We start from the raw sequence: 26,591 nt of genomic DNA, 5'->3' as shown, positions 1-26,591 counted from the left end.
TCGACGGGTTGCGGCACCCCACCCGGGTCGCCCGGCCCGCGGTGCGCCGCGGCTGGCTCGACCACGGTCCCGGCCCGACCGACCGGCGGGCCGCGACGAGTTCGTCGAACTCGACTGGGACGAGGTGCTCGACCTGCTGGCCGCGGAGCTGCGGAGGGTGCGCGCCGAACACGGCAACGAGGCGATCTTCGGCGGCTCCTACGGCTGGGCGAGCGCCGGCCGGTTCCACCACGCGCAGAGCCAGCTGCACCGGTTCCTCAACCTCTTCGGCGGGTTCACCGGATCGCGCAACTCCTACAGCAACGGCACGTCGGTGGTGCTCCTCCCGCACGTCGTCGGTGACGCCGACACGGTGCTGCGCAAGGCGTCGTCGTGGCCGACGATCACCGCGAACACCGAGCTTGTCGTGGCGTTCGGCGGCATCCCGGCGAAGAACGTGTTCGTGACGCCCGGCGGCATCACGCGGCACGGCACGCCCGGGCACCTCGCGGCCCTCGCCGAGCGGAACATCGAGGTCGCCCTCGTCAGTCCACTGAGGACGGACCTGCCGCCCACGGTACCGGCCACCTGGTACCCGGTCGAGCCCGGCACCGACGTCGCGCTCATGCTGGGGCTGGCCCACACGCTGATCGCCGAGGGGCTGCACGACCTGGCGTTCCTCGACCGGTACTGCGTCGGCTTCGACACCGTCGCGGAGTACCTGAAGGAGCGCGACGCCGACTGGGCCGCCGGCGTCTGCGGCATCCCGGCCGACGACATCCGAGCCCTGGCGCGGCGGATGGCGGCGAAGCGGACGCTGGTCACCGTCACCTGGTCGTTGCAGCGCATCCGGTACGGCGAGCAGCCGGTGTGGGCCGGGCTCCTGCTCGCCGCGCTGCTCGGCCAGATCGGCCTGCCCGGCGGCGGTTTCGGGCACGGGTACGGCTCGATGGGTGACGTCGGTGACAACGGCCCCGTCGTACGGCTGCCGCACCTGCCGCAGGGCACCAACCCGGTTCGCACGTTCATCCCGGTGGCCCGCATCGCCGACCTGCTGCTCAACCCCGGCGACACCTACGACTACGACGGCAAGGTGCTGACCTACCCCGACATCCGGCTCGTGTACTGGGCCGGCGGCAACCCGTTCCACCACCACCAGGATCTGGCCCGGCTGCGCACCGCGTTCGGCCGGCCCGACACGATCGTCGTGCACGAGCCGCACTGGACGGCCACCGCCCGGCACGCCGACATCGTCCTCCCCGCGACGCTGCCGCTGGAGCGCGAGGACTTCGGCGGCGGGCGCCGCGACACCCACCTCATCGCGATGCACCGCGCCGTCGACCCGTACGGCGAGGCCCGCGACGACCACGACATCCTCGCCGGACTCGCCCGGCGGCTCGGTTTCGCCGACGGGTTCACCGAGGGGCGCACCGCCCGCGAGTGGCTGGTGCACCTCTACGAGAAGTGGCGCACCGCCGACGCGCCGGGCTTCGCCGACTTCTGGGCCGCCGGCGGATACCAACTGCCGCCCGGCCCCACCGACTTCACGCTGTTCGAACGGTTCCGCGCCGATCCCGACAAGAACCCTTTGAAAACCCCGAGTGGACGCATCGAGCTGGCCTCCGACACCGTCGGGGGCTTCGGCTACGACGACTGCCCGGGTCACCCGGCATGGCTCGAACCGGAGCCGAGCGGCTTCCCGTTGCACCTGATCGCCAACCAGCCCAGCACCCGCCTGCACAGCCAGCTCGACGTCGGCCCGGTCAGCCGGGCGTCCAAAGTGGACGGTCGGGAGCCGGTGACGATCAACCCCGCCGACGCCGCGAACCGCGGCATCGCCGCCGGCGACGTGGTGCGCATCTTCAACGACCGCGGCGCGTGCCTCGCCGGTGCGGTCCTCACCGACGCGATCAGACCCGGCGTCGTGCAACTGGCCACCGGCGCCTGGTTCGACCCCGTCGACACCCCGGACGGCGTGCTGTGCGTCCACGGCAACCCCAACGTCCTCACCGCCGACGTCCCCAGTTCCCGGCTCTCCCAGGGCTGCGCCGGGCAGCACGCCCGCGTCCAGATCGAGCGGTACGCCGGGACCCCGCCGCCGGTCACCGTCACCGAACCGCCGACCCTGGCGCCGTTGGCCCGGTGACAACCTTCTGAGGGCCGCCTCCGTGGTGGAAGGTATGAGGATGCGAGGCGGTCGGACCTCGGCGCCGTCGGACGCCGTCGGGCATCCACGCGCCGGTGACGGCCGAGACCAGCAGTTCGAGGTGTTCGTGGCCGACGCCGGGCCGTACCTGCTCCGGGTCGCGCTGCTGCTGTGCGGCGACCGGGCCCACGCCGAGGACCTGGTGCAGGCCACGTTCGAACGCACCTACCGGTCCTGGGAGCGCGCCCGCATCGCCGATCCCCGGGCGTACGCCCGCAAGGTCCTGGTGAACCTGCGGATCGACCGCTGGCGCACCACCCGCCAGGAACTGCTGCTCACGGACACGCTGCCCGAGCACGCGACGCCGGGCCACGCCGACGCCGTCAACGACCGCAACGAGGTCGTCCGCGTCCTGGCCGAACTGCCGGCGGCCCAGCGACGGGTGGTCGTACTGCGTCACCTGCTCGACCTCACCGAGGCGCAGACCGCCGCCGAACTCGGCGTCTCGGTCGGCACCGTCAAGTCCCACAACGCGCGGGCCCTGGCCCGGTTGCGCACCCTGCTCGGCGAAGGGCGGTCGTGATGGACCCCACCGACGACGCCCTGGTGGCCTACCTCCGCACCCGCGCACCGGGCCTGCCCGACACGCCGTTCGACCCGCGTGCGGTCACCGCCCGGGCCCGCGGCGCACTGCGGCACCGGCGCCGGCGCCAACTCCGGACCTCCGCCGTGACCGTGGCCGCCGTGGCCGTCACGTACGTCGGACTCGCGCTCGCCGGCCCGCTGCCCGTTCCCGGCGGCGGCACGGTGAGCGTCCCCGGCGGTCACGCCCTCCGGGCCCTGGTGGCCCGCGTCGTCCCGGACCGGCCGCCCGGACCGGACGAATGGAACGACGACGTCGACCGCCTCGAACGGGAGGTGGTGCCCCTGATGCGGGAGCTGCAGATCAGGTACTACCTCCGGGAGCCGGGGACGTGCCGCATCCTGGAGTACTCCCGCGGCGACTTCAGCGACCAGGAGGACTGCGAGAGGTTGACGCCGTTCGACGCCCGGGCCGTGACGGACTTCAACCGGATGACCGACGCCGTCGAGCGGACCGGGCTGGCCGTCGAGCGGATCCGCGGCGACAACGGCGGCATCTACGTCCAGGTCAAGGACGTCTCCTGGCAGTACAACTGGGCGTACGTCTACCTGCCCGACGCCGCCGCACCGCCGCCCACGAACTTCCCCGGCGAGCAGTACACCCGGATCCGCGACGGCTGGTGGTTCTTCCGCGCCCACGACGACTGATCAGACCCGGAACCGGGCCACCAGTCCCTCCAGCCCGTCGGCCAGGGCACGGACGTCCTGCGCGGCCCGCGTCGCGACCGTCGCATTGCCGCACAGTCCGCCGCCCGACACCACGCCATCGGCCGATGCCCTATACAGGACGCAGGAGGGCGTCGACCGATGTTCGACTTGATCCTGATCGCATCGATCGTGGGCGGAGCGGCGGTCATAGTGGCCGCGATGCTGTGGGCCTACCCGCGGCTGGGGCGCCGGGCGCGGGCCAAGGGCTATCGGGGACCCCTCCTGCCCGTCCTCTTCGTACTCCTCAACTTCGTGGTCTTCGCGGTGTTCGTCGTCTCCGCGATCCTGCTGGTCGAGGATTTGCCGGACGCCGCGATCGCACCGGTCTCCCTGGCCGCGATCTTCGCGACCCTGGCCGCGGCGACGGGCATCGGCGCCGGCGTCGTCCGGTTCCTGCCGGAGCGCTCCGTGCGTCGCGCCGGCCGCCGGGTGATCAGAACGCCTTACGTCGGCCTCGGCTGGCTGGTCCTGGTGGTCGCGTTCGGCCTCGCGATCACAATCTTCTGGACGGGCACCAGCGTCACCGCGGGCCTGCAACTGACCATGGCCGGCCTGATGCTCAGCTCGATGTGCTTCTGGGCCGCGCGCCGCTCCCGGCAACCCTCGCTCGCCGACGTGGAGGCCGCCGACGAGCGTCCACCCGTGCTCTATCTCCGCAACTTCGAGGACGATCAGCGGCTGCTGGTCTGGCTACCGGCATTGCCCGACGACGTCGGTGTGTCCGGTTCCGTTCTGGAGAACGTGGTGCGCGGGGCCACCATGGACGAGTTCCTCCGGCCCGAGATCGTGGCCCACCTCGGCCCGCTGGTGGCCCTCGGCGACCCGACCGACTACCTGCCGGCGCGCGGCGCGGCACGCGAGTACCTCGCCGACGACGACTGGGAGAAGCGGGCCGCCGAGCTCATGCGGACGGCCGGGTGCATCGTCGCGATACCGGGCACGTCCGAGGGCCTGCGCTGGGAGTTCGAGCACATCGTCGACGACGGGCTGCAGCACAAGTTGTTCGTGCTGACCCCGCCCGCCGCACGCGGCCCCCGCGCCAGGATGCTGCACGCCACGAACCGCGTCGGCGGCGCTCCCCCACCCGTGCCGTGGACCGCCTTCGCCGCCATGGCGGCCGCGACCGGCCTGGGCATGGTCGAGGATCCGGGACCCGGCGCGATCGTCGGCTTCGACCGCATCGGGGTCGCGTCGGTCATCGCCCGCGGAGCGGAGACCGCCCTCGACTACGTACGCGAACTCGCGTGAGCGCTGTCTGGAGCGCGGCGGGCGATCACCTACGTGCCGGGTCCACGTGGACCCGCTACACGCCGATGTCGATCGCCTTCGGCGCGTGTCGGCTTGCCTTCCTCGATTCGCGGATGGCCAGGGTCGCGTACGCCAGCGCGGTCAGGGCCGCTCTCTGTTCGATCCGGTGTCCGTGTGTCGTGGCGTCACGGAGGGCCTGGCGGGCGTACGTCGCGCTGGCGGCCAGGTCGCCGAGGCACCGGCTGACGTCGGCCAGGCCGATGCGGGCCTTGGTGGCCGTGCGTCGCTGGCCGCCGTGGTCGACCAGGCCCAGTGCCTCGTGGAGGGACACGGCGGCGAGGGCGTACTCCGACCGGGCGAGGTGCACGTACCCCAGGCTGACCAGGGGTTCGGCGGTGATCCGCGGGATGTCGAGGTCGTGTGCCTCGGCAACGGCCGCGGTCGCGAGGGCCAGTGCGTCGTCGAGGTGGCCGGACTCGCGGAGCACGGACGCCAGGTTGGCCGTCGTTTCCACGGTGTCCCCTCTGGACCGGAGGGTGCGGAAGGTCGCCAGTGCCTCGCCGAGCTGCGTTGCGGCCTCGTCCAGTCGGCCCTGAGCCTGGTACACCTGGCCGAGGTTGGCCCGCGCGACCGCCGCGGAGTGTGGCGAGCCGAGCCGGTCGCAGAGCGCGCTCGCCCGCGTGGCGGCCTCCTCTGCGGCGGCCAGATCGCCCATTTCGAGGTAGGCACCGGCGAGGTTGACATGGGCGTTCGCCGTGGCGAACTCCTGGCGATCGGCGTGCGGGAGGGCGATGGCCTGCTGGAAGTGGGCGGCGGCCCGGGCCGGGTGGCCGCACTCGAGGTGGATCACGCCGAGGTTGATCAGTGCGGCGGCTTCGATGACCGGTTCGCCGGTCGTCCGGCTCACCTCCCGGGCCCGTTCCGTTTCGTCGAGCGCCTCCGGATGACGGGCGAGATGCCAGAACAGCGTGCCCTGGCTCAGGTGCATCGCCGCCTGTGCGGGCAGGTCGCCGGTCCGGTCGGCCGCGGCGAGTCCGCTGGTGACCGCGGCCCGCCACTGATCGGTGGTGCTGTGCGAATGGAAGTAGCCGCGCAGTGCGTCGGTGAGGTGCCACGTGTACGGCGGCAGCGTGTGTTCGGCGGCCGCGATGGCGGCGACCAGGTTGTGCCGCTCGGCGTCCAGATAGGACAGCGCGGCAGCCGGGGAATCGAACGCCACCGGATCGGCCGGGCCGGATTCCGGCCGGCGCAGGCGGGCCAGGTCCGGATACAGCACCCTGCCGGCCGCGTCCGCGGTGCTCAGGTAGTGATCGAACAGCCGGCGCAGCGCGTCCAGCCGAACGGTGACCGGGTCTTCCGCGGTGGTCCGCTCCGCCGCGTACATCCGCAGGAGGTCGTGCAGTTGGTAGCGCCCGATGTGGTGTTGCTGCAGCAGGCTCCGCGCGGTCAGCTGCTCCAGCAGGTCTTCCGCGTCCACCGGTGCGGTGCCCAGCAACGCCGCCGCCGTTTCCCGCGTGACGTCGTCGCCCGGTGCCGCCCCGAGCAGCCGGAACAGGCGCGCCGCGGGTGCCGGCAACGCCAGGTAGGAGAGGGCGAACGTGGTGCGGATGGCCGCCTGCGGGTCCCCCGCGACAGCGAGGTAGCGAAGTCGCTCCCCGGTCTGGAGCTGCGACAGGTAGCGGGCGACCTCGGCTCGCGGGCGCCCGATCAGGTTGGCGGCGGCCAGCCGCAGAGCCAGCGGCAGGTGACCGCAGAGTCGGGCAAGCGTGTCCACCAGCTCGGGTGATTCTCCCACCACGTCGGGAATGACCTGCGCCAGTAGCGTCTGCGCCTGGGCGGTCGACAGGACGTCGAGCGCCACCGCCCACACGTCGTGCAGCGCGGCGAGGCCACGAAGATCGGACCGGCTGGTGACGACGACCGCGGGCCCGGCCGTACCGGGCAGCAGGGGCCGAACCTGCGCCGCGTCGGTGGCATCGTCGAGGAGAAGCAACACACGGCGTCCCGCCAGTCGGGCCCGCAACAGGGCGGCGCGGGCATCCGGCTGCTCCGGAATCCGGATCGGATCGAGCCCGGACGCCTGGAGCAGCTCGGCGAGCACCTCCGTCGGTTCGCGGCCGCCACGCGAGCCGGTCAGCCGCACGTACCACTGGCCGTCCGGAAACGTGTCGCGCAGGTGATGCGCGATCCGCACGGCCAGCGCGGTCTTGCCGACGCCCGCTGGCCCCCAGACGGCCATCACGGGCACCCGGCCGGCGTCGCCTCCGCACGTCAACTCCTGCTCCGCCCGCGTGATCAGCTCCTCACGCCCGACATGCCGGCGGATGTCCAAGGGGAGAGTGCACAGCGCGGTCCAGGCCGCCGCGCTGTCCGGCTGAGGCACCGCTGCCACCGGCGTCACCAGGCTCACATCGTTGGCCAGCATCGCCTTGTGCAGCGCGCACAGATCCTCGCCGGGCTCGATGCCTATCTCCTCGCGTAGCTTCCGGCCGACGGTGCGGAACGCCTCCAGCGCCTCGGCCTGGCGTCCGCTGCCGTACAGGGCGAGCATCAGCTGCTGCCAGAGCCGCTCCCGCAGCGGGTGCTCGGCGGTCAGACCGCGTAGCTCCGACACGAGGTCCGCATAACGTCCGGCCGCCAGTTCGACGTCGATCGACCGCTCGATGGCCCACAGCCGGTCCTCCTCCACCGCCAAGCGGACCGCGCGGAGCAGCTCCGACGGCACGTCGGCGAGCACCGGCCCCCGCCACAGGGCGAGCGCGGCGCGCAGGCAGGCGGACTCCGCTTCGGGATCGGCGTCGGCGGCCGCCTCGTCGGCCTGCTTCAACAGGCTCCGGAAACGGTGCAGATCAAGGTCGACCGGGGGCACTCTGACCAGATAGCCGTTGCCCTGCGTGACGATCAGGTCGGGCCGGCCGAACATCTTGCGCAACCGGTGCACGTACGTCTGCACCGTGCCGCGGGCATCGGCCGGCGGCGCACCCGTCCACAGATACTCCACCAACTCCGAGACCGTCACCACCTGGTTCGCCCGCAACAGCAGCGCCGCGAGCAGAATCCGATGCTTGGTCGCCGGCACGGCCACCGGCCGACCGTCCACCATCGCCGTCATCGGACCGAGAACGCCGAACTCGACCGCCACGGTGGCCTTCCTGATGTAGGGATTTGGGTCAGCGTATGGTTCGGCGCCTGCCGCCCGGCTTCATTCAGCCGGTCGCGATCAAGCCGCCATGAAGCCACCGATGAGCATGCTCGTCCCATGGCGATGAACAGAACCTCAACCCCGCGCCGCCGGGCGGCGACGCTGCGGGCATCGGCGTTCGTGGTCGGTGCGCTCTTCGCGGCGGTGCCGATCCACGCGGGCGCCGGCCCGGACAGCGTCCGGATCAACGACGTGGCCTCGGACAGCGTGCGGATCACGGATGGCTGCGTAGGGACCGACCGGGAACACATCCTCTGCGTGCCTGGATAACTGTGGGTGGGGGCCCCTACCCCGTCGGGTAGGGGCCCCGGGTCGTCACGGCCGCTCAGGCGGGCCAGGCCAGGCGGAGCTCGGGTTCCGGTGCCGCCGGCGCCACCGCCGCCACCAGGTCCGCCGCGTCGGACGCGGCGAACACCATCGGTTCGCGTCCCCAGCTGAGCTGGTCGGCCTGTTCCGGCTTGGCGAAGAGCGCCGCCCAGGGCGGGGCCGGTCGGTCCGGCATGGTGGTCTCCTTCGGTGCTTGTCAGACGACGAGCAGAGCGGCGTCCCAGCCGCTCGCGGGTGGTTCGCCGGTCGCGTACGCGTGCAATGCCAGCGCGGTTCCGGCCGCTCCTTCGAGGAAGCCGGACATGTCGGTCAGCTCCCACGTCACCGGGTCGCGGGCCCGGAACCCGAACCGCGCCTGCGGGTCGTACAGCGTGGCCACCCGGCGGGCGAGCCCGGATACGGCCGACCGCAGGCCGGGCGGATCGCCCGCATCGGCGGCGACCCGGCGGGTGAGGTGCAGCAGGCCGCCCCACCCGTGGCACAGGCCGGACTCGGTCGGCCGGCCGAGATGGTCGTGGTTCCCGTCGGGTCCGTCGGCGGGTCCGCACGGCGGGTCGGCGACGACCGCCTCCGCGGCGGCCTCGGCCGCCGTCACGGCTGCGGTGGTCCACGCCGGCCGGCCGGCGGCGGCGCCGGCCAGTTGCAACGCCCGGGCCACCCCGAACGTGCCGTAGCACCACGCGGCCCGGGCGCGGACCGGCCGAACGGGCCGGCTGCGCAGTGTCTCCCGGGGCAGGGTGTCCGGCCAGTACGGTCCGTCGGCGTCGCGCCCGCTCCAGTCGAGCAGCCAGGTGGCGTACCGGTCGATCGCCTCGTCCTGGCCCGGCACCCGCACCCCGGCCGTCCAGGCCACGGCCAGCAGTGCCAGCGGGCCGGGGACGCCGTGCGCCAGGCCGGCGTTGGCGTGTTCGCCCGGCCCGGTGTCCGGTGCGTGGTTCACCCACCAGCCGGGCAGGTCGCCGACGGGCCGGCTGAGCGCCGTCAGGTACGCGAGGATCTCGGTGAGTGCTGTCCGTGCCGGGCCGCCGGGACCATGTACGCACCGGTCCAGCAGGTACCGCCCGACGCCGGCCGCCCCGCTGATGACGTCGTAACGGGCGAACGCCGTGCCGGCGCGCCCGGCCGCCATCCGTTCCCGTTCCGGTGCGAGCGCTTTTGTCACCCCGGCCGCGATGCGCTCGTCGAGCGGGGTCAGCAGGCCGGCGTACTCGCCGGGCCGGTGCGCGGCCCGCGACGCCGCGAACGCCAGCGCGGCCGACCCGTAGTACAGGCTCGCGTCCGGCCCGTTCGTAATGGTGCCCGCCCCCTCGCCCGTCGCGGCGGTGAGGTGGGCGTGGGCTGTGCGCCGGTACGCGCGGTCGGTGTGGCCGAGTTCGGCGTACAGCAGCGCGAGCGCGGGGTAGCCGTCGGCGAGCGACAGCGCGAAGAACTGTCCCGACGATCCCCGGTGGAACGCGGCGACCGCGGTCGGGTCGGCCAGCCGCTCGGCGACGTCCGCGACGATCGCCGACGCCCGCGACCGGAGTTCGACGTCGACGGCGACCAGGTGATCGGCCGTCACGAGCCGAACCGGGCCCGGTCGAGGTGTGCGGCGACCGCCCCGCGCGCGATGGCCAGCGACCGGGCCTCGCTCTCGGGGTCGATGCCGACCAGCCGGTTGTGGTGCATGTGCAGCAGCGCGGCGAGGGCCGTGCCGCGTTCGGTGTCGCCGAGCGCCCGCAGGCGCCGGCCGTATGCCGCGAACGCCGGCACGCGCCGCTGCCACGCCGTCCGGATCGCCACCCCACCCTCCACATCGGACAGTGCCGGCGCGTCGCCGGTCGCGTCCACCAGTCGCAGGGCCTCGCGGCGGATCCGCCGGAACGCGGCGTGGTGCCTGCCTTCCGGGAACTCGTCCAGCAACCACCCGGTCCAGTCCGGCACGTCGAGCGCGCGCAGCAGGTCGACGTAGTTGGCCGCGGCGAGCAGGTCGGGCGCGAGATCCAGACCCGCGTCGCAGGCCCGCACCTGCGCGAGCACCGCATCGCTGTCCGCGGCGAACGCCCGCTCGGCGGCCTCCAGGGCGTCGGGGCCGCCGTAGCGGACCGTCTCGGGCTCGTACGCGTCGAGCGCGAGCCGGCCGGCCAACCCGGCCGCGCACAGTTCGGCGGCCCAGTCGTGCAGCATCGGCAGCACGGCGCCGTTGAGAACGGACGGGTCGCCGTGGAACCGCAGCCGCAGGTGCGGCAGGGGGTCGACGTACCGGATGAAGAACCATCTGTCCACATCGGACCCGACCCGCTCGATCAGGTCGGGCAGGTGTGCGCCGAGGATCTCGTTGTGGCGGGACCGTCCACAGTAGAGCTTGGCGTAGAGCCACTCGCCGCCGGGCAGGTGCGCCCTGGCCGGCACGACCGGCGCGGATGCCGGCGTCCGGGCCGCAGACCGGGCCGGTTCAGGCGCGGTACGCACCGCCATCGGGATCACGACCTCGTTGGCATGGCCGCCGAGCCAGCCCTTCTCCGCCTCGGTGTTGAGCACCTCGCTGACGATCAGCGTGGGACGGCGCCGGGTCTCGTCGCGCAGGAGGTGCCGGTGCAGCGTCACCGTCAGGTCGAGTTCGACGCGGTTGTCGTACGTCGTCGCCAGGATCCGGTCGGGCACCCGCCACCGCTGGCGCCACGCATCGAGTTCGCGGCTCCAGTCCGGCCACGACAGCGCCTTGTCCCGCAGCCTCTCCGGCAGTTGCCAGGTGGCCGGCGCCAGCACGGTGCGGCCGTAGCGAACCCGGGGCAGCCGGGAAAGCAGCATGACCCTGCCCCACGACCAGCCGTTGAATTCCCGGTATCGACTGGACGCGATCTCCCGGATGAGGCGGACCGCGTTCGCCGACGAGTAGTCCCGGACGAGCATGTGCGGGGAGACCGCGTCGATCTCCCGGCCGTGCCGGACGGACCGCAGGGCCAGCCGGTGGCGCCCAGCGACCACAGCAAGGTCCGCGAGGCCCAGCACCGTCGGGTCGGACCGGTCCGCGAAGGTTCCGACCGCGATCGTCTCCGCACAGATCTTCGGCACCTGGATGACGTTCGCGTGCCGCGGCTCCAACGGCGCGAACACGAGCTGGGCCCGCACCGGTTCGCCGGGTGGATCCCCGGCGGCCGTGGCGGTCAGGTATGCGCCGTCGGCGAACAGATGGGCGAACCGGCCGAAGATCGCGCCCGCGGTGGACGACGCCGCCCCCGTCACCAACCGGAAGGTCCCGTCGTCCAACGCGGCGGTCGATCCGGCGAGGACCTGGACGCTGAGCTCGACGGACTCCGGTGGCGGTTCGTGGCGGTCCGGCCCGGCCAGCCGCTCGATCACCTCGTCGGTCAGCACGACCTCTCCGGACCCGTCGAGCAGCGCCAGTTCGACCAGTTCGGCGAGGATCTCGTCGCGGGTGGAGGCGTGTTCGGCGACCGGTTCGAGGGTCCGGTCGCCGGGCGGAACCTGGTATCCGGCCGGCGCGCCGAGTCCGCGTTCGGGGTCGATCAGTTCGCCGAGCGGAACCGGGCGGTCCAGGCCGTACCATTCGACGAACGCCGCGCGGTACTGCGCGAGGTGCGGCGGTTCGGTCGGCCCCGGCGCGAGCCGCCACAGCGCCGCGGCCGCCCGCGCCGCCTCCTCGGCGACCGCACGGGGTAGCGTGACGTCGACGTCGACGCGGAGGTCCACCTGGATCGTCGCGCCGTCCGACGTGTTCCGGGCGCGCATTGCCGCGACCGCGTCCCGCCAGGCCGGCAGGCCGGCGCCCAGCGGCTCGGCGGCATAGCGCGCGAGGTGCCCCGCGACGGATCGTAGGTCGGCCACGGAAGCGCCGGCGGCTTCGAGCCGGTCCAGCACGTACCCGAGCGCGTCGCCGGTGTCCAGCGGCGGACGCAGGTCGGTGAGCAGGATGTCCTGTGCGACGAGGGTGCCGAGCAGTGCGTCGATCCGGTCGGGTCCCGCATGCGGGAATGCCGCCGCGAGCCGGTCCGCCAGGTCCCGGAACGCCACCGGCCGGGCCGCCGCCGTCACCGCACGACGCACCGGCTCGGTGTAGCGCACCGACAGTTCCTGCACCCGTTCCCCCGGTGCGGTGCCGGCTGCGCGCCGCACGTACGGCAGCACCAGCCGGTCGCCGCGGATCTGGCACAGGTCGTTGACGACTACGCGCAGGTGCCGGCGGACCTCCGACCGGCCCTCCCATTCGGCGACCACCGCCGACAGCCAACCGGCGTCGGGACGCACCCCCTTGCGGTGCCCGGTGTCGAACCGGACCTTGGTGGCGGCGCCGGCCGTCTCGCTGTCGTCGAACCGTGCCACCGCGACACCGGCGAGCAGTCCGAACGGTGTCGGCCGGCCGGACATCCGCAGCAGGTACCGGGTCACCGCGAGCGCCGCGCGCCGCAACTTGGCCGGCTCGACCGGGAGGCGGTGATCGAGCCGGCCAAGCGTGCGTGCCAGCGACTCGCTGGACACCTCCACCGCCTCCCGCAGCACCGGGTCGTCGAGCACCGTGCGCAGGAAACCGGCGAGCCGTTCGGGGTCGTCCAGGTCCAGGTCGACCCGGGTCGCGGCGGACCGTGTCACGGGCAGCGTCGGCACACGCAACAACGCCACGTGGGCCGGCGTGAACCGCGGCGGTTCGGCCATGGGTGGGTCTCCTCGGGTCGGGTCCGGTGAACTGTAGACACGTCCTGGCCGCCCGTCGGAGCGCCTGAAGGCCCGCGTCAGCGCGCCGCCATCGCCACGCCGTCGCGGACGCATCACCGACGCGGCAACGCCATCGGCGCGTCAGTACAGCGTCAGCGGCGACGTGGATGCTTGCAATGTCGTCGCCGGACGTCTTCGCCGGGTGCCGGGCGTTCCACGATCGCGCAAGCATGTCATCTGGATGGTGTTTTCGCCGAAGTGCGCGCGTACACGTGGTGGTTGCGGGTGGCGTGGGCTCGGTACGAGTGGCCGTGGGCTTGTGCGGACGCTTTTTGCGGTCCCGGCTACAAAAGGTGTCCGCTCAGTTCGGCACACCGGCGCGGCGCGGTTTGCCCACGCGCTGGCATGCACGAACGTCGCCGACGTCCGGCGGGCGCGCCGCTCACGTCGGACGCCGTGCTCACGCGGGACGCCGTCGGCGCGTCATCGATGCGCCAGCGGCGACGTGGACACTTGGTCCCGTCCCGGGCCATGCCAATCGGGACCCAACGTTGCTGTTCTCACGAAGGAGCGTGTCAATGACTGCACCCACGATCACCGACGACTTCATGTTCGACCTGGACCTGCAGATCGTCCCGGTCGAGGAGGGCAGGGGGACTTCGCTGAGCCCGAACCTGGCGACGGGATCCATCTTTCCCTGCACCTCCGGCTGCCGCCCGGCCACCGGCCACGGCAACTGCGGCGTCACCAACGCCTGCCCGACGTACTACACCTGCCGCCGGTGCCAATAGAACGAGCCCTGGCCGGTGCCGATCCGGCACGGGCATGATGCTGCAGAAGGAAACACGGAGGCCCGGCCGACATCGGCCGGGCCGTCTTCCTACCTACGACCCGCTGTTCGGCACCGGCATCCGGTACTCCACCGGGTGGGCCCAGCACGATGGCACCGCCGCCGAACTCGGCTTCTGGACCGTCCTGCGGCGCCTGCCCCGCCTGATCGGCATCGCGTTCCGGTTGGCCTGGGCCGCGGGACGCTGGACGTTGCCGTTCGCGGTGGCGTGCAACCTGTTGGCCGGCGCCTCGACGGCGGTGGCGCTGTTCGCGACCAGCAAGGTCCTCGCCGTGCTGCTGGCGGGACCACCGGACCGGGCCCGGCTGGTCGCCGCGCTGCCCGCGCTCGCCGTGGTGAGCGGTGCCGGGATCGCCCGCACCGTGCTGTCCGCGGTCGGCCGGGCGGCCGACGGGCGCCTCGGCCCGCGCGTCGACCGGGTGGCCTACGTCCGTCTGCTGGAACGGGCCGTCGACGTCGAACTGGCCATGCTGCAGGACGCGGAGTTCAACAACCTGCTCGCCTCGGCCCAACGTGGCGCGACCGCCGCGCGCCAGGTCACGAGCGGGACGGTCGCGCTGCTGGAGGCGGTCGCCGGGCTCGCGGCCGCGGGCGGGGTACTGGCATTGCTGCACCCGGCCCTACTGCCGTTGCTGCTGGCCGTCATCGTGCCGTCGGCGTGGGGCGCGGTGCGGATCGCGCGGGCCCGGTTCGTGTCGATGAAGCGGTGGATGGAGCTCAACCGACAACTCGACATGCTGGCCGCCCTGCTCACCGAGCCGGAAGCGGCCGAGGAACTGCGGGCCCACCACGCCGGCACCTACCTGCTGGAGAACTACCGCCGCCTCGCCACCCTCGCCGAGCAGGAGCAGGCCCGGCTGGCGGGAGCCGAGGCGCGCACCGACCTGGTCGCCGCGGCGGTGTCCGGGCTTGCCCGCTTCGCCACCTACGGCGGGCTGGGGCTGCTGCTGGTGTCCGGCGCGGTGCCGCTCGCCGTCGCCGGCACCGTCGTCCTCGCCATCCGTACCGGCACCCAGCACCTGACCGCGCTCGTCACCGCCGTCAACGTCCTGTACGAGCAGGGCCTGTTCGTCCAGGACTGGCAGCAGGCCTGCGACCGTGCCGAGGCCGAACGCATGCGCAGCGGCAACGTGCGGGTGACCGGCCCGCCGCGCGAGATCGTCGCCCGTGACGTGCACTTCACCTACCCGAACGGGTCACATCCCGCGCTGCGCGGGGTCGACCTGACGCTGCGCAGCGGCGAGATCGTCGCCCTCGTCGGTGAGAACGGGTCGGGCAAGACCACGCTGGCCCGCCTGCTCGTCGGCCTGTACCTGCCCGACCGCGGAACCGTGTCCTGGAACGGCATCCCGCTCACCGACCTGGATCGCGCCGGCGTGTTCGCCCAGGTGGCGATGGTCGCGCAGAACTTCGTCGAATGGCCGTTCACCGCGCGGGTCAACGTCACCATCGGCCGGACCAACCGCCGCTTCGACCGCGGCGCCCTCGCCGCCGCGGCCCGTTTCGGCCGCGCCGACGAGGTGGTCGAGGCCCTCGGCAACGGCTGGAACACGTTGCTGGCCCGCGAGTACTGGGGCGGAACCACGCTGTCCGGCGGGCAGTGGCAACGCATCGGCCTGGCCCGCGCCCACTACCGCAACGCGTCGGTGGTCATCTTCGACGAGCCGACCGCCGCCCTGGACCCGCGTACCGAGATCGAGGTGTTCGACCGGGTCTGCGACCTCGCCGGTGACGGACGCAGCGTCATCCTCGTGACTCACCGGCTGGCCTCGGTACGCCGCGCCGACCAGATCTACGTCCTCGACGCGGGCCGCATCATCGAACACGGCACCCACGACGACCTGATGCGCCACGACGGACGCTACGCGGAACTGTTCCGGCTCCAGGTCGCCCAGCACAGCGACGAATAGGGGTGCGGCCCGGGTGCGGTTTGCACATCCGGGCCCTGCAGACCGCAGCCCAACTCGTGCGCTGGACACTGCCCCCGCCCGGGTCGCTCCTGTGACGATCACAGCGGCCCTGGTAGCCGTTACCTGGGCATTTCCCCGAAGGGCATTGCCATGGACAGATCCCGTACGACAACCGGCACCCGGCGGCGGGGACGCAGCCTCGCACTCCTCGCCGTGACCCAGTTCGTTCTCGTGTTGGACGCCTCGATCGTCGGCGTGGCGATGCCGTCGATCGGGGCGGAACTGACCTTCGCGCCGGACGACCTGTCCTGGGTCGCCAACGCCTACGTACTGGCGTTCGGCGGGTTGCTGCTGCTCGGCGGGCGGGCGGCCGATCTGCTCGGACGGCGCCGGATGTTCGTGGTCGGGACGGCGTTGTTCGCGGCCGCGTCGTTGGCCGGAGCGTTGTCGGTCAACGCGTCGATGCTGATCGGCGCCCGCGCCGCGCAGGGCATCGGTGCGGCCATTGTGGCCCCGGCGGCCCTGTCGCTCCTCATGACCATCTTTCCGGCGGGTCCGGACCGCAACAAGGCGATGGGCGTTTTCGGCGCGGTTGCCGGCGTGGGTGGCGCCGCCGGATCGATCCTGGGCGGGGTGCTCACGGAGTGGCTCGGCTGGGAGTCCACGTTGTTGGTCAACGTGCCGGTCGGTGTCGTGGTGATCGTCCTGGCGTACCGGCTGCTGCCCGAGGCGTCGGACCCGACCGCCCGCGGGTTCGACCTCGCCGGCGCCGCCACCGTCACCAGCGGGCTGACCCTGCTCGTCTACACGCTGGTGAACGCCAACCACGCGGGTTGGCTCTCGACCCGCACGCTCGGCATGGGTGCGCTGGCGCTGGCCCTGCTCGCGCTCTTCCTCGTCGTCGAGACCCGCTCGGCGCGCCCGCTGGTGCCGATCAGGATCTTCCGGTCGGCGGCCCTGCGCGGCGCGAACATCATGTCGGCGCTGACCGCCATGGGGATGTTCCCGCTGTTCTTCTACCTGACGTTCTACATGCAACAGGTGCTCGGCTACGGTCCGATCGCCGCCGGGCTGGCGCAACTCCCCCTCGCGCTGTCCATCGGTGCCACGGCCGGGGGCGCGTCCGCGCTGATCGCCCGGATCGGTATCCGGACGACGATGGCGTCCGGGCTGTTGATCACGGCTGTCGGGCTTGCGTGGTTCTCCCGGATGTCCGCCGACGGCAGCTTCCTGGCCGACGTCCTCGGCCCGTCCCTGGTGATCGGTGTGGGCAGCGGGTTGGCGTTCGTCACCACCACCATCGCGGCAACCTCCGGTACCCGGCCCGAGCAGGCCGGCCTCGCGTCCGGACTGTTCGCGACCGCTCAGCAGTTCGGCGGAGCCCTGGCTCTCGCGATCGTGGTCGCCATCGCCACCGCCCGCACCACCGACGTCCTCAACGGCGGCGAACGTGTCGCGGCGGTCGCGCTCACCGAGGGGTACCGGGTCGGCATGCTCCTCGCCGCCGTGGTGACGGCAGCGGCCGGCCTGCTGTCGATCCTGGTCATCCCGTCCGGTGCGGCCACGCCGTCGACGGACGCCGACGCCGAACCGGCGGTCGAGACGCCGGCCGAGCCGGCCGTCGCATGAGGCGAAGGACGGGCGCATCGCGTCCGTGAAGATCATTTTCTGCATCGTCAATCAGGACATGGGAGGCATGACCCGAAGAAGGGAGCCGGATGGGATCGAAGGTGGCAGTGGATGGGGACGACGCCGAGTTGCTGACGCGGTCGCGCTCCGATCCGGAGAGCTTCTCGACGCTGTTCGACCGGTACTTCACGGCGCTGCACGGGTACGCGTCGCGACGGCTCGGCGGTGCGGGTGGCGACGACGTGGCGGCCGAGACGTTCCTCGTCGCGTTCCGGCAGCGGGACCGTTTCGACCCGGGGCGCGGGACGGTCCGCGCCTGGCTGTACGGGATCGCGACGAACCTCGTCCGCGAGCATCGGCGAATCGAGGAGCGCGGCTACCGGGCACACGCGCGGGTGGCGGCGCAGCCCTCGTACTCGGGTGACGTGGACCGTGCCGACTCCCGCGTGTCGGCGGCAGCGGCCCGGGACGGGCTCGTCGCCGCGTTGGCGGATCTGCAGCCCGGCGACCGCGACGTCGTGCTCCTCACCGTCTGGAGCGAGTTGTCGCACGAGGAGGTCGCGTCGGCGCTCGGTATTCCGGTGGGCACGGTCGGATCCCGGCTGCATCGCGCCAGAAGACGGCTGCGCGCCGCCCTGGACGACACCAACCCAATCGAAAGGTGATGTTCCACTGTGGACGAACTTGAACTGCTTGCCGGCGCCAGACCGGTCAGCGCGCCGTCGGTGGAGACGGTGAACGATGCGCGGCGCCGCCTGACGCGCCAGATCTCCACGAAGCCCGCGTCGCGCTGGCGGGTACGGCTCCTGGTGCCCGTCGCGGCCGGTGCGATCGCCGTGTCGGCCGGGATCGTGGTCGGTGCGCACGCCCTGCGCCCGGACCCTCCCGGTCCCTCCGGCGCGAACAGCAGCCGCGGGTCGGCCCGCCCGCCGGACACCGGACCGCTGAAGCCGGACAACCGGTCGGCGCACGAGCTGTTGTTCGCCGCGGCCGGGCAGACACTGCGCCGGACCGACCCCGGCTCGGGCAGGTACTGGCTGTCCAGCTGGACGGAGGGTCAGCTCATCAGAGTCGGTCAGCAGGGCGCCGAATACGCCATCATGGGCCGCTACGCCAACAGCCGGTGGTACCCGAAGACGGACAGCTTCACCGTGTCCGAGACCCGCTGGGCCGGTGCCGAGCCCGCCTCCGACGCGGACAAGGCGGCCTGGCGGAAGGCCGGGTCGCCGAGCAGCTGGCCGATCGACCAGGGGCCGGGCTGCCCGCCCGACCCGAACCGGAACTACACCGTCGACGCCGCCGGGACGAGCCGGGTCTCCAGGTCCGACGACGGGGCAGGGGCCGGGGCGGGCGTCCAGGTCAGGCGCACACCGGGCGGGGAGCCGTCCCAGTTCGCCGTCCTCGGTGAGCACCTGACGGCGGACCAGGTCCGTGCCCTGCCGTCCGACCCGGCCGCGCTGAGGCAGTGGCTGATCGGCGTCATCGAGAAGCAGAACCTGCCGCGCCAGACCGACGTGGAGCTCGGCGAGTCGCTCTTCGGCGGCGTGCAGAACCTGCTGTTCTTCAACCCCATCACGCCACAGGTTCGCGCCGCCGCGTACAAGGTACTCGCCGGGATGCCCGGCATCACGTCGCTCGGCGCGGTGAAGGACGGCACGGGCCGCAACGGCGTCGCCGTCTCCATCACCAGCAACGACACGGTCGAGGAGCAGCGCGCCGACTCGGCCGGGCCCTACGCGGTGAGCATCGTGTTCAGCCCCGACACCGGGGACACGCTCTCGTTCGAGACCCGCCTGCTCAAGCCGGCCGACTACATGTCGTGGGTGCCGAAGGGCGCGCTGATCGGCTACCAGGCCGTGACGGAGATGCGCTGGACGAACGACGAGCCGCCGGCCGCGAACGCGCCCTCCGTGGTCACGCGCGGTCCGGGGGAATGCTGACGATGCGCCGTCTCATCTGCTTGTCCATGGCGGGACTGATCCTCGCCGCGGCGGGGATCGTCGTGACCCCGGAAACGGACACGGCGAGCGCGGCACCGACCGGTACGGAACCGAGCGGGTTCTCGGTCACGCTGATCACCGGTGACCGGGTGATCGTCAGCGGGAACCGCGACCTCGCCAAGGTGCTGGACGTGGTGCCGGGCAAGGGGCGTACGGGTATGTCGTTCCGGCACCGGACCGAGAACGGCGACGAGTACGTGTTCCCGGAGGACGCCGTGGCGCTGGTGAACGCGAAGAAGGTCGACCGCCGGCTGTTCGACGTGTCGCTGTTGTTGCGGTCCGGGTACGACGACCGCAGCCGGACGACCCTGCCACTGATTCTCGGTGGGCAGACGTCGGCGCCGGGGCTGACGGCGGCGACGGCACTGTCCAGTGTGGACGGGAGCGCGAGCACGCTGGACAAGGCCGACGCGGCCGGATTCTGGAAGCGTGTCGCCGACCCGCGGGCGAAGACGCTGACGACCGGCGTGCACAGGATCTGGTTGGACGGCCAGGTGAAGGCGGTGCTGGACAGGAGCGTGCCGCAGATCGGCGCCCCGGAGGCGTGGAAGGCCGGCCGCACGGGCGCTGGTGTCACGGTGGCGGTGCTGGACAGCGGAATCGATCCCGGCCACCCGGACCTCGCGGGCGCCGTGGTCGGGGCGCACGACTTCACGGGCAGCGCCTCGGGTACCGCCGACAGGTTCGGGCACGGCACCCACGTCGCGGGTGTCGTCACCGGCGACGGCGCCGCCTCCGGTGGCAGGTACGTCGGGGTCGCACCGGACGCGACGCTGCTGAACGGCAAGGTCCTCGGCGACAACGGCCAGGGCCTGGAGTCGTGGATCATCGCCGGGATGGAGTGGGCGGTCCAGCAGGGCGCACAGGTCGTGAACATGAGCCTCGGTGGCTTCGTCACGCACGGCGCCGAGGACCTGATGAGCGCGACGGTCGACCGGCTGACCGAACAGTCCGGCACCCTGTTCGTGGTCGCCGCGGGGAACGCCGGACCGGGCGCCGGCACGGTCGCGAGCCCCGGCACGGCGGAACGGGCGCTCACGGTCGGCGCGGTGGACGGCGCCGACGCGATGGCCGACTTCTCGAGCCGAGGCCCCACCAGCCCGGGCGGCGCGCTCAAGCCGGACGTCACCGCGCCGGGCGTGGGCATCGTGTCGGCGCTGGCCGAGGGGTCGCTGTTCGCCCGCGCGTACCCCGCTGTGGACGGTCGCTACGTGTCCCTGTCGGGCACCTCGATGGCGACACCGCACGTGGCGGGTGCGGCGGCGATCCTGGCCGGCGGGCACCCGGGCTGGAAGGCACCCGAGCTGAAGGCCTCCCTCATGGGAACGGCCGTCACGAACGACGGCGCGAGCGTGTTCGCACAGGGCGCGGGCCGGATCGACGTCGCCGCGGCGGCGAAGCGCCCGGTGTTCGTCACGCCGTCCACAGTGGACGACAGGACGGTCGCCTGGCCGCACACCGACGACCAGCCGATCGACACGGCGCTCACGTACCGCAACGACGGCGACACGGCGGTGCCGCTGCACCTCGAGGCCCACGTGCGGGACCCGGCCGGGCACGCCGCTCCGGCGGGCATGTTCGCTGTGCCCACGGCCGACATCACGGTGCCGGCACACGGCACGGCCACCGCGCATCTCGTCGCCGACCCGCGGGTGAACGGGCCGGACGGGCAGTACCAGGGCTACGTCGTGGCGACCGGCGGGGACACCGTGGTGCGCACGCCCGTCGCGCTCAACCGCGAGGTGGAGAGCTACGACGTGACCGTTGCGGTGATCGGGCCCGACGGCGTACCCGTCACCGATCGTGAACTCATCGGCGTCAGCTTCGCCAACGTGGACACCGGCGTCAGCGGAAGCCCGGCCGGATCGACGGTCCGGCTGCCGAAGGGTACGTACTTCGTCATCTCCAGCCTGACGATCGGGGCGGACCCCGAGTGGCGGTACGTCACCGGCGCCGAACCCTCGTACACAGTGGACGGTTCGAAGACGTTCGTCTTCGACGCCCGCAAGGGCAGGCCGATCGGGTTCCGGCTCGACCGGCCGGGTGCCGCGCTCGCCGGGAGCGCGAACATCGGCTACTTCCGTACCGTCGCGGGGCAGGTGTGGAGCGACGAGTCCATCGGGCGGCCGGAGCGCTACACAGTCGTCCCGTCGCAGACCTCGGCTCCGGCCGGGCAGTTCACGTACCGGGTCGCCGCCATGGCGGGCAGGGCCGACGGCAAGGGTGGGTTCAGCGGTTCGCCCTACGCGTACGCGATCGAGTGGAAGCACGACCGGAACGTGCCGGACGACCTGACCCCACGCCTGCGGGACAGCGAGTTCGCGCGCGTCGAGCACCGGATCGCCAACAGCGGGCCGGACCAGGAGGCCTGGCTCGCAGCGGTCGGCCCACTCACGACACCGGCGGGCATCACCGAACTGCGAACGCCGGAGCTGCCCTGGCAGTCGGCCGTGGGCCTGTTCCGCGCGGGCGAAGGCCCCGGCGACGCCGACCTCCAGACGGTGTACTTTCCGCTCGACGCGACGTACCGCCGCGGGCAGGTCGTGGTGAAGTGCTGGAACTCCGGGGTGTTCGGGCCCGGCCTGGCACCGCATCCGGTGTACTCGCCGTTCCTCGTCCGGGACGGTGCCTACATCGGCTTCGGGGTGCCGTTGTTCGGCGACCGGTCCGGCGCCGACCGGATCGGCTACAGCCGTCCGGACACGGCGCGGCTCGTGCTCTTCAAGGACGGGCGGCAGCTCGGCGAGTCCACGTACGACTCCGACGCCTTCCAGGTGCCGGACGACCCGGGGACCTATCGGCTCGAGGCGAACGTGACCCGGACCAACGCCTCGTACTCGACCCGGCTGTCGACGGCGTGGACGTTCGCATCGTCCAGAGTGGACGCCGGGACGCTGCCCGCGTTGGCCGTGCGGTTCGCGCCCACGCTCGACGATCACAATCTGGCCCGTACCGGTGCGGCGACCTATCCGGTCACCGTCCAGCAGCAGGCCGGCGCCACGTACGGGAACCTGACCACGCTCACGGTCGAGGTCTCGTACGACGACGGCCAGACGTGGAGGCCGGCAACGGTCCACGGGACCGGGCTCAACCGGACGGTTGCCGTGCACCATCCCGCCGGCACGCGGTTCGTGTCGCTGCGGGCGACCGCGGCCGACGATCGGGGGACCGCCGTGACGGAGACCATCATCCGGGCGTACGGCCTGCGCTGACGACCGGACCGGAACCGGGGCGGGTATGCACGTCGTGCCCGCCCCGGTGTGTGCCGCGGCTACCGGTCGGTAGCGTGCTCGTCGATCACCGCGACCGCCCAGCGGTCCTGTGAGCACGGGTGGCGGGTGAGCAGGGCCCATTGGAGCAGGCAGCCGCGGCAGTACCCGTCCTCGTCGGCGACGTGGACAGCGTGGATCGTCGCGGCCTCCACGACCAGTTGTGCGGCGGCTTCCGCGCCCATCGACGTTCTCCTTTCGCGGGCCGGTCGGGAAACACCTCGGCACACCAACTGAAGCAGAACCCGCCTTCACTCCCCTGCCATGCGGCTTTCGCGCCGCTGACTGCCGTGTCGACGGTCACGCCGCGGTCACGGGCCCGACGTCGCGCGGATCCAGATGCCGCCACCGATGAGAAGCACCAGCGCGACCAGACCGGCGTACGCGACCAGACCGCTACGGACCCGGACGGTGCTCCGCGTGGGGCGCTCCGCGGGGACCGGCACGACGGCGACCGGCCGGCCCGGCCGCAACAGCACGGTGACGCGGTCGCCCGTCCCGACCTCCCGACCGGGGCTGGATTCGCCCGTGACCAGGCGGGTGGTCGTGCCGTCGGAATACTCCACCCGGATCCGCTGGCGGCGGTGGGGTCGGCCGGTGTCGTCGCGTCGCCAGTACACGCGGACGGATACCACAACGCCGGTTCTCTCGTTCATCCGCACCACCCTGTACGCCGACCCGGCCGTCGTCCAGACACCGGCCGCGGCGCTTCCCGCGTTGTCGCGGAACGAAAGCGAGAAGACAGCGTCGCGCCGGTGCGATCTGGGAGGCTACCGTTCGCAAGTGTCGCCAAGATCAGAAAAGTGTCGACGTGAGGAGCCGTGAGAATGTCCAGGTGGCTTTCCGCCGCCTTCCGACAGTGGACGGCCACCCCGCACGTCGACAGCGCCTTCGTCATGGGCGATGCGCCACCGGAGACACAGGCCCAGTACGAACGCATCGTCGCATTGGTACGACGGGGCCGGGTGATACTGCTCGCCGGGTCCGGCGTGCTGCTCGTGGCGTTGGTTGTCGCCACCTCTCGCGGCGCGTCCGGGCCGGGCTCGTGGCTGGTCCTGCCGGGTGCGTTGGGGCTGGCGTTGCTTTTCCACGTCGTCGACCGGCGCCTCACCCACCGACCTCCGGGCGCCCGGGAGGTGCCGGGCGACCTCGTGGAGACGCTTCTCGTGCTGCAGGAACTGCGGGACGACATCATCGGGTACTCGGTCGACGTCCTGCCGCCCGTCGAGCACGACCGGATCGCGGCGACGATCCGAGAGCGGGTCGCGGCGGCCGTCGCCGCCGCGGCGACCCGTGGCCTCGACGCCGAGAGAGCCGGTGACGTCGAGGCCTCCGCCCGGCTCCGGGTCGAGCTGGACAGTATCGCCGCCGAACTGAGGACCACGTACGCCGCCCTCGTGCCGCGGTCCGGCGACGACGCGCCACGAACGCCGAATACCACCCGTGCAGAGGAAGCCGGCTGAGATGACACAGAACGACGTGCACCGCCCGGATCCGGCGGGGACCTACCACCAGCCGTGGGCGCACGCCACGCCTCCGGGCAACGGCACGACCGTGCAACCGGCGCAGCAACCGTCTCATTTCCCGCCGCAGGTTGCCGTCGCTGTGCGACACGGCGTCCTGGGCGTGCACCCGCAACCGGCGGCGCCCGCCTACCCGCAACCGGCTCCGGCCACCTACCCGCGACCGGCGGCGCCCGCCTATCCGCAACCCGCCGCGCCGGCCTATCCGCAACCCGCCGCGCCCGCCTACGCCCAGCCGGGTCCGCCGCCCGCCGCGCCCGCTTACGCCCAGCCGGGTCCGCCGGCCCCGGCTTACGCACAGCCGGCACCGGCCTCCCCCGCGCCGGTCCCATCGCTTCCGTCGGCCCCGCCGGTGAACTCCGAGCCGAACCGTCCGGCGGAGCCGACCCGGCGGAAGCGCTTCGGGCGCAACAGAAAGAAGCCCGGCGGGATCGGCCCGGCGGCCGCAGCGGCGCAGACACACACCCCGAGCCTGGAGAATCGGCTGGACGTCGCGGGGGACGAAGCCACGGACCCCGATCCCGGCTTCGTCATCGAGAACGGAACCGTGGAACCGCTTGACGGAGGCCCGCGAAAGGTACGCCTCCGGTCGCGGTTCGCCGGTGGCCGTTGGCGGCGCCACGTCCTGTTGCTGATGATGATGTTCGCGCTGCTGGTGGTCGTCGTCAACGGCGTCTACCGGCTTGCGGGCAAGGCGCTCTACGACCCGCCCCGACCCGAGCCGGGCGACGCGTTTCCGGTCGCACAGGCGTCGGGGTACGCGGCGCGGTTCGTGTACGCCTACCTGACCTGGGATCAGGCCGATCCACGCCAGCGCGCGGAACAGCTGAGTGTCTTCTTCCCACAGCGGACCGACAACCAGCACGGTTGGGACGGTCACGGAAAACAACGGGTCGTCGGGCAGCCGCTGCCGGCCGGGGTGACCACGCGGGACGACCACCGGGCCGTCGTGCACCTCGCGGCGCTGGTGGAGCCCGGCGGGTGGACGTGCATGGATGTGGCGGTGTCCGCCGCCGACGGTGGACGCGCGTTGGCGATCACCTCCTACGCCGCGTTCACCGCGTGCCCGCCCGTCGCGGCGGCGAGTGCTCCGGCTGAGAACAGGCCGGCCGACGACGCGGCCGCGGCGGAGATGAGGCCGACCATCGTCAGCTTCTTCCGGGCCTACGGTGTGTCGTCACCGGATCTCGCCCAACTGGTGACGCCGGACTCCGGTATCACCGGGCTCCGTGGCGCAGGGGTGTTCGTGGACGTCACCCGTGTGTTCGTACCGCTACGCGGTGACGGCGACGCAAGCGACGAGCGCGTCGCGGAAGTGGTCATGCGTTGGCGGACCGCTTCGGGCGGTGCGGTGATCCAGACGTACCGGTTGGCCCTGCGGAGCATCGGTGGGCGGTGGTTCGTCCACAGCATCCACGGCGGAGTGGAGTCGGCGGAGATCGCGCCAGCCGTGGGCGGCGTTGCGCCGCCACCGAGTGAGCCGACGGCGTCCCCCACCCGACCGGGCGGTCAGCCGGAGCCCGTCGTGTCGGGTTCCGGCCCGCTGCCGGGGAGCAGGACTCCGCCGCCCAGCGGCACCTGAGTTGTCAATCTGGAGAGTGCGACGTGGTGAGTGACATCGTGCAGTTGGCGGCCGGATCCGGTGTGTTGGCCCTGGACGGCCAGAACATCGCCAACAAACTGGAAGGGATCATCGCACCGATCGCGGCACTCTTCATCGGTGTGTACAGCCTCAGGTATCTGCGCGGCGACGACAGGTCACTGGCGTTGTTTCTCGGCTACCTCGCTATCGCGGCGTGCGTCTACGCGATGATCAGCTTTGGATACGAAATCCTCGGAGTTCTGAGTGGCTTTGTTCAATCCCTCTTCCAGTGATGGACGGACAGCGATGATAGTGCGCACCTTCACGCACACGTGGAACATGCGGGTCCGGATCTACGCCTTCGACGACGTGCGGCTGCCGCTGCGTGACGGCATCAGTATTCCGCAACTACTGGCGGGTCTGGTCGCCGCGGCCGTGTGGATGCCGCTGTGCGCACTGCTCGGCCTGGGCGGCCTGGTCGGCAACGTGGGAATCGCGATCCTGGTGTACGCGGGTCCACCCGTCCTGTTGATGCTCCAGGTGGACCGGCCGGTCGCGCACGAGAAGAAGGTGGAAGAGTGGCTGGGCGCCATCGCGGTGCGCAGCCAGGAGCCACGCATGCTCGGTGGAATGGCGGCCGCGCACCCGGCCCGGCCGATCGTGCTCACCGCGTCGCGGTGGATCCCCGACGGTGGCGGCCGATGACCGTGCTCGCATTGCTGGCCGTCATCGGGATCGCCGGTGTCGCCTACGCACGGATGTCGGGCCGGGAACGGAAGGACCGTACGGTCACCGCATTACCGGCGCGGTTGTCCGTGCGGTACTTCGACGACGCCGTGCTGCTCACCGATGTCGACGCGTGGACGTATCTCCGGTTGCCGACGATCTCGGTGGAGTTCCGTACCGTCGAGGAGTGGGACCGG

Annotated in this window: 22 protein-coding genes; 15 read left to right on the top strand and 7 right to left on the bottom strand. The window is 72.2% G+C overall.

What is annotated here, in order from left to right; genetic code table 11:
• Positions 1-52 precede the first annotated feature (52 nt).
• The 4 genes from Vau01_RS37890 (at position 53) to Vau01_RS37875 (ending at position 4,723) form a co-directional block, all read left to right on the top strand.
• Positions 53-2,125, top strand: a complete 2,073-nt coding sequence (locus Vau01_RS37890) for a molybdopterin-dependent oxidoreductase (protein ID WP_373320364.1) — start codon at positions 53-55, stop codon at positions 2,123-2,125.
• 40 nt (positions 2,126-2,165) lie between these two features.
• Positions 2,166-2,708: a SigE family RNA polymerase sigma factor gene (locus Vau01_RS37885; RefSeq protein WP_204003881.1), complete on the top strand. Its 543-nt coding sequence runs from the start codon at positions 2,166-2,168 to the stop codon at positions 2,706-2,708.
• Positions 2,708-3,415 carry a hypothetical protein gene (locus Vau01_RS37880; protein ID WP_204003879.1) on the top strand — a complete coding sequence of 236 codons (708 nt, stop codon included), beginning with the start codon at positions 2,708-2,710 and terminating at the stop codon, positions 3,413-3,415. The genes Vau01_RS37885 and Vau01_RS37880 overlap by 1 nt, the downstream gene beginning before the upstream one ends.
• Before the next feature lie 159 nt (positions 3,416-3,574).
• On the top strand, positions 3,575-4,723 hold the full coding sequence (locus Vau01_RS37875; protein ID WP_204003877.1) for a hypothetical protein: 1,149 nt from the start codon (positions 3,575-3,577) through the stop codon (positions 4,721-4,723).
• 55 nt (positions 4,724-4,778) lie between these two features.
• On the opposite strand, the gene Vau01_RS37870 is transcribed toward Vau01_RS37875, so the two are convergent.
• From Vau01_RS37870 to Vau01_RS37850, 5 genes are all read right to left on the bottom strand, one after another.
• A complete protein-coding gene (locus Vau01_RS37870; protein WP_204003874.1) occupies positions 4,779-7,865 on the bottom strand; it encodes an AfsR/SARP family transcriptional regulator in 3,087 nt (1,028 codons plus the stop codon).
• Positions 7,832-8,143, bottom strand: a complete 312-nt coding sequence (locus Vau01_RS37865) for a hypothetical protein (RefSeq protein WP_204003871.1) — start codon at positions 8,141-8,143, stop codon at positions 7,832-7,834. Before Vau01_RS37865 ends, Vau01_RS37870 begins: the two co-directional genes overlap by 34 nt.
• 107 nt (positions 8,144-8,250) lie before the next feature.
• Entirely contained in the window at positions 8,251-8,427 is a 177-nt protein-coding gene (locus Vau01_RS37860) for a hypothetical protein (RefSeq protein WP_204003869.1), read from the bottom strand.
• A gap of 21 nt (positions 8,428-8,448) precedes the next feature.
• A complete protein-coding gene (locus tag Vau01_RS37855) occupies positions 8,449-9,813 on the bottom strand; it encodes a lanthionine synthetase C family protein (protein WP_204003866.1) in 1,365 nt (454 codons plus the stop codon).
• Positions 9,810-12,905: a lantibiotic dehydratase gene (locus Vau01_RS37850; protein ID WP_204003864.1), complete on the bottom strand. Its 3,096-nt coding sequence runs from the start codon at positions 12,903-12,905 to the stop codon at positions 9,810-9,812. The genes Vau01_RS37855 and Vau01_RS37850 overlap by 4 nt, the downstream gene beginning before the upstream one ends.
• 578 nt (positions 12,906-13,483) lie before the next feature.
• Between Vau01_RS37850 and Vau01_RS37845 the strand changes: the two genes are divergently transcribed.
• From Vau01_RS37845 to Vau01_RS37820, 6 genes are all read left to right on the top strand, one after another.
• Positions 13,484-13,696 (top strand): hypothetical protein, encoded by a 213-nt coding sequence (locus Vau01_RS37845; RefSeq protein ID WP_204003861.1) that lies wholly within the window; start codon positions 13,484-13,486, stop codon positions 13,694-13,696.
• A gap of 34 nt (positions 13,697-13,730) precedes the next feature.
• Entirely contained in the window at positions 13,731-15,665 is a 1,935-nt protein-coding gene (locus Vau01_RS37840; protein ID WP_204003859.1) for an ABC transporter ATP-binding protein, read from the top strand.
• Positions 15,666-15,815: 150 nt separating this feature from the next.
• Positions 15,816-17,294 carry an MFS transporter gene (locus Vau01_RS37835; protein ID WP_204003857.1) on the top strand — a complete coding sequence of 493 codons (1,479 nt, stop codon included), beginning with the start codon at positions 15,816-15,818 and terminating at the stop codon, positions 17,292-17,294.
• A 101-nt stretch (positions 17,295-17,395) separates the two neighbouring features.
• On the top strand, positions 17,396-17,959 hold the full coding sequence (locus Vau01_RS37830) for an RNA polymerase sigma factor (RefSeq protein ID WP_239152178.1): 564 nt from the start codon (positions 17,396-17,398) through the stop codon (positions 17,957-17,959).
• A 9-nt stretch (positions 17,960-17,968) separates the two neighbouring features.
• On the top strand, positions 17,969-19,234 hold the full coding sequence (locus tag Vau01_RS37825) for a CU044_5270 family protein (RefSeq protein WP_204003854.1): 1,266 nt from the start codon (positions 17,969-17,971) through the stop codon (positions 19,232-19,234).
• A 26-nt stretch (positions 19,235-19,260) separates the two neighbouring features.
• On the top strand, positions 19,261-22,506 hold the full coding sequence (locus Vau01_RS37820) for a S8 family serine peptidase (protein ID WP_204003852.1): 3,246 nt from the start codon (positions 19,261-19,263) through the stop codon (positions 22,504-22,506).
• Between the two features lie 59 nt (positions 22,507-22,565).
• On the opposite strand, the gene Vau01_RS37815 is transcribed toward Vau01_RS37820, so the two are convergent.
• Together Vau01_RS37815 and Vau01_RS37810 are read right to left on the bottom strand one after the other, a co-directional pair.
• Positions 22,566-22,748, bottom strand: a complete 183-nt coding sequence (locus tag Vau01_RS37815) for a hypothetical protein (RefSeq protein ID WP_204003849.1) — start codon at positions 22,746-22,748, stop codon at positions 22,566-22,568.
• A 126-nt stretch (positions 22,749-22,874) separates the two neighbouring features.
• Entirely contained in the window at positions 22,875-23,219 is a 345-nt protein-coding gene (locus Vau01_RS37810) for a hypothetical protein (protein ID WP_204003847.1), read from the bottom strand.
• 171 nt (positions 23,220-23,390) lie between these two features.
• Between Vau01_RS37810 and Vau01_RS37805 the strand changes: the two genes are divergently transcribed.
• The 5 genes from Vau01_RS37805 to Vau01_RS37785 all read left to right on the top strand — a co-directional run.
• Complete coding sequence (locus tag Vau01_RS37805) at positions 23,391-24,026, top strand: hypothetical protein (protein WP_204003844.1); 636 nt, start codon at positions 23,391-23,393, stop codon at positions 24,024-24,026.
• A gap of 1 nt (position 24,027) precedes the next feature.
• Entirely contained in the window at positions 24,028-25,668 is a 1,641-nt protein-coding gene (locus tag Vau01_RS37800; RefSeq protein WP_204003841.1) for a conjugal transfer protein, read from the top strand.
• A 26-nt stretch (positions 25,669-25,694) separates the two neighbouring features.
• A complete protein-coding gene (locus tag Vau01_RS37795) occupies positions 25,695-25,961 on the top strand; it encodes a hypothetical protein (RefSeq protein WP_204003837.1) in 267 nt (88 codons plus the stop codon).
• Between the two features lie 13 nt (positions 25,962-25,974).
• The gene (locus tag Vau01_RS37790) at positions 25,975-26,373 is read left to right on the top strand and encodes a hypothetical protein (protein WP_204003836.1); all 399 of its coding nucleotides are present in this window, start codon (positions 25,975-25,977) and stop codon (positions 26,371-26,373) included.
• Positions 26,370-26,591, top strand: a 222-nt coding sequence (locus Vau01_RS37785; RefSeq protein WP_204003834.1) for a hypothetical protein, incomplete at its 3' end; no start/stop codon positions are given. The genes Vau01_RS37790 and Vau01_RS37785, both read left to right, overlap by 4 nt.

It is taken from the genome of Virgisporangium aurantiacum (genome assembly GCF_016863635.1).
GTDB lineage: Bacteria > Actinomycetota > Actinomycetes > Mycobacteriales > Micromonosporaceae > Virgisporangium > Virgisporangium aurantiacum.
The sequence above is the reverse complement of the archived record's forward strand: the minus strand, read 5'-3'. Positions and strand labels throughout refer to the sequence as shown.

Excerpts from the sequence above, each read along its gene's own strand:
- Vau01_RS37885 (WP_204003881.1), top strand. The coding sequence starts at position 2,166 with ATGCGAGGCGGTCGGACCTCGGCGCCGTCGGACGCCGTCGGGCATCCA.
- Vau01_RS37880 (WP_204003879.1), top strand. The coding sequence starts at position 2,708 with ATGGACCCCACCGACGACGCCCTGGTGGCCTACCTCCGCACCCGCGCA.
- Vau01_RS37875 (WP_204003877.1), top strand. The coding sequence starts at position 3,575 with ATGTTCGACTTGATCCTGATCGCATCGATCGTGGGCGGAGCGGCGGTC.
- Vau01_RS37860 (WP_204003869.1), bottom strand. The coding sequence starts at position 8,427 with ATGCCGGACCGACCGGCCCCGCCCTGGGCGGCGCTCTTCGCCAAGCCG.
- Vau01_RS37850 (WP_204003864.1), bottom strand. The coding sequence starts at position 12,905 with ATGGCCGAACCGCCGCGGTTCACGCCGGCCCACGTGGCGTTGTTGCGT.
- Vau01_RS37845 (WP_204003861.1), top strand. The coding sequence starts at position 13,484 with ATGACTGCACCCACGATCACCGACGACTTCATGTTCGACCTGGACCTG.
- Vau01_RS37840 (WP_204003859.1), top strand. The coding sequence starts at position 13,731 with ATGATGCTGCAGAAGGAAACACGGAGGCCCGGCCGACATCGGCCGGGC.
- Vau01_RS37835 (WP_204003857.1), top strand. The coding sequence starts at position 15,816 with ATGGACAGATCCCGTACGACAACCGGCACCCGGCGGCGGGGACGCAGC.
- Vau01_RS37820 (WP_204003852.1), top strand. The coding sequence starts at position 19,261 with ATGGCGGGACTGATCCTCGCCGCGGCGGGGATCGTCGTGACCCCGGAA.
- Vau01_RS37815 (WP_204003849.1), bottom strand. The coding sequence starts at position 22,748 with ATGGGCGCGGAAGCCGCCGCACAACTGGTCGTGGAGGCCGCGACGATC.
- Vau01_RS37810 (WP_204003847.1), bottom strand. The coding sequence starts at position 23,219 with ATGAACGAGAGAACCGGCGTTGTGGTATCCGTCCGCGTGTACTGGCGA.
- Vau01_RS37805 (WP_204003844.1), top strand. The coding sequence starts at position 23,391 with ATGTCCAGGTGGCTTTCCGCCGCCTTCCGACAGTGGACGGCCACCCCG.
- Vau01_RS37800 (WP_204003841.1), top strand. The coding sequence starts at position 24,028 with ATGACACAGAACGACGTGCACCGCCCGGATCCGGCGGGGACCTACCAC.
- Vau01_RS37790 (WP_204003836.1), top strand. The coding sequence starts at position 25,975 with ATGATAGTGCGCACCTTCACGCACACGTGGAACATGCGGGTCCGGATC.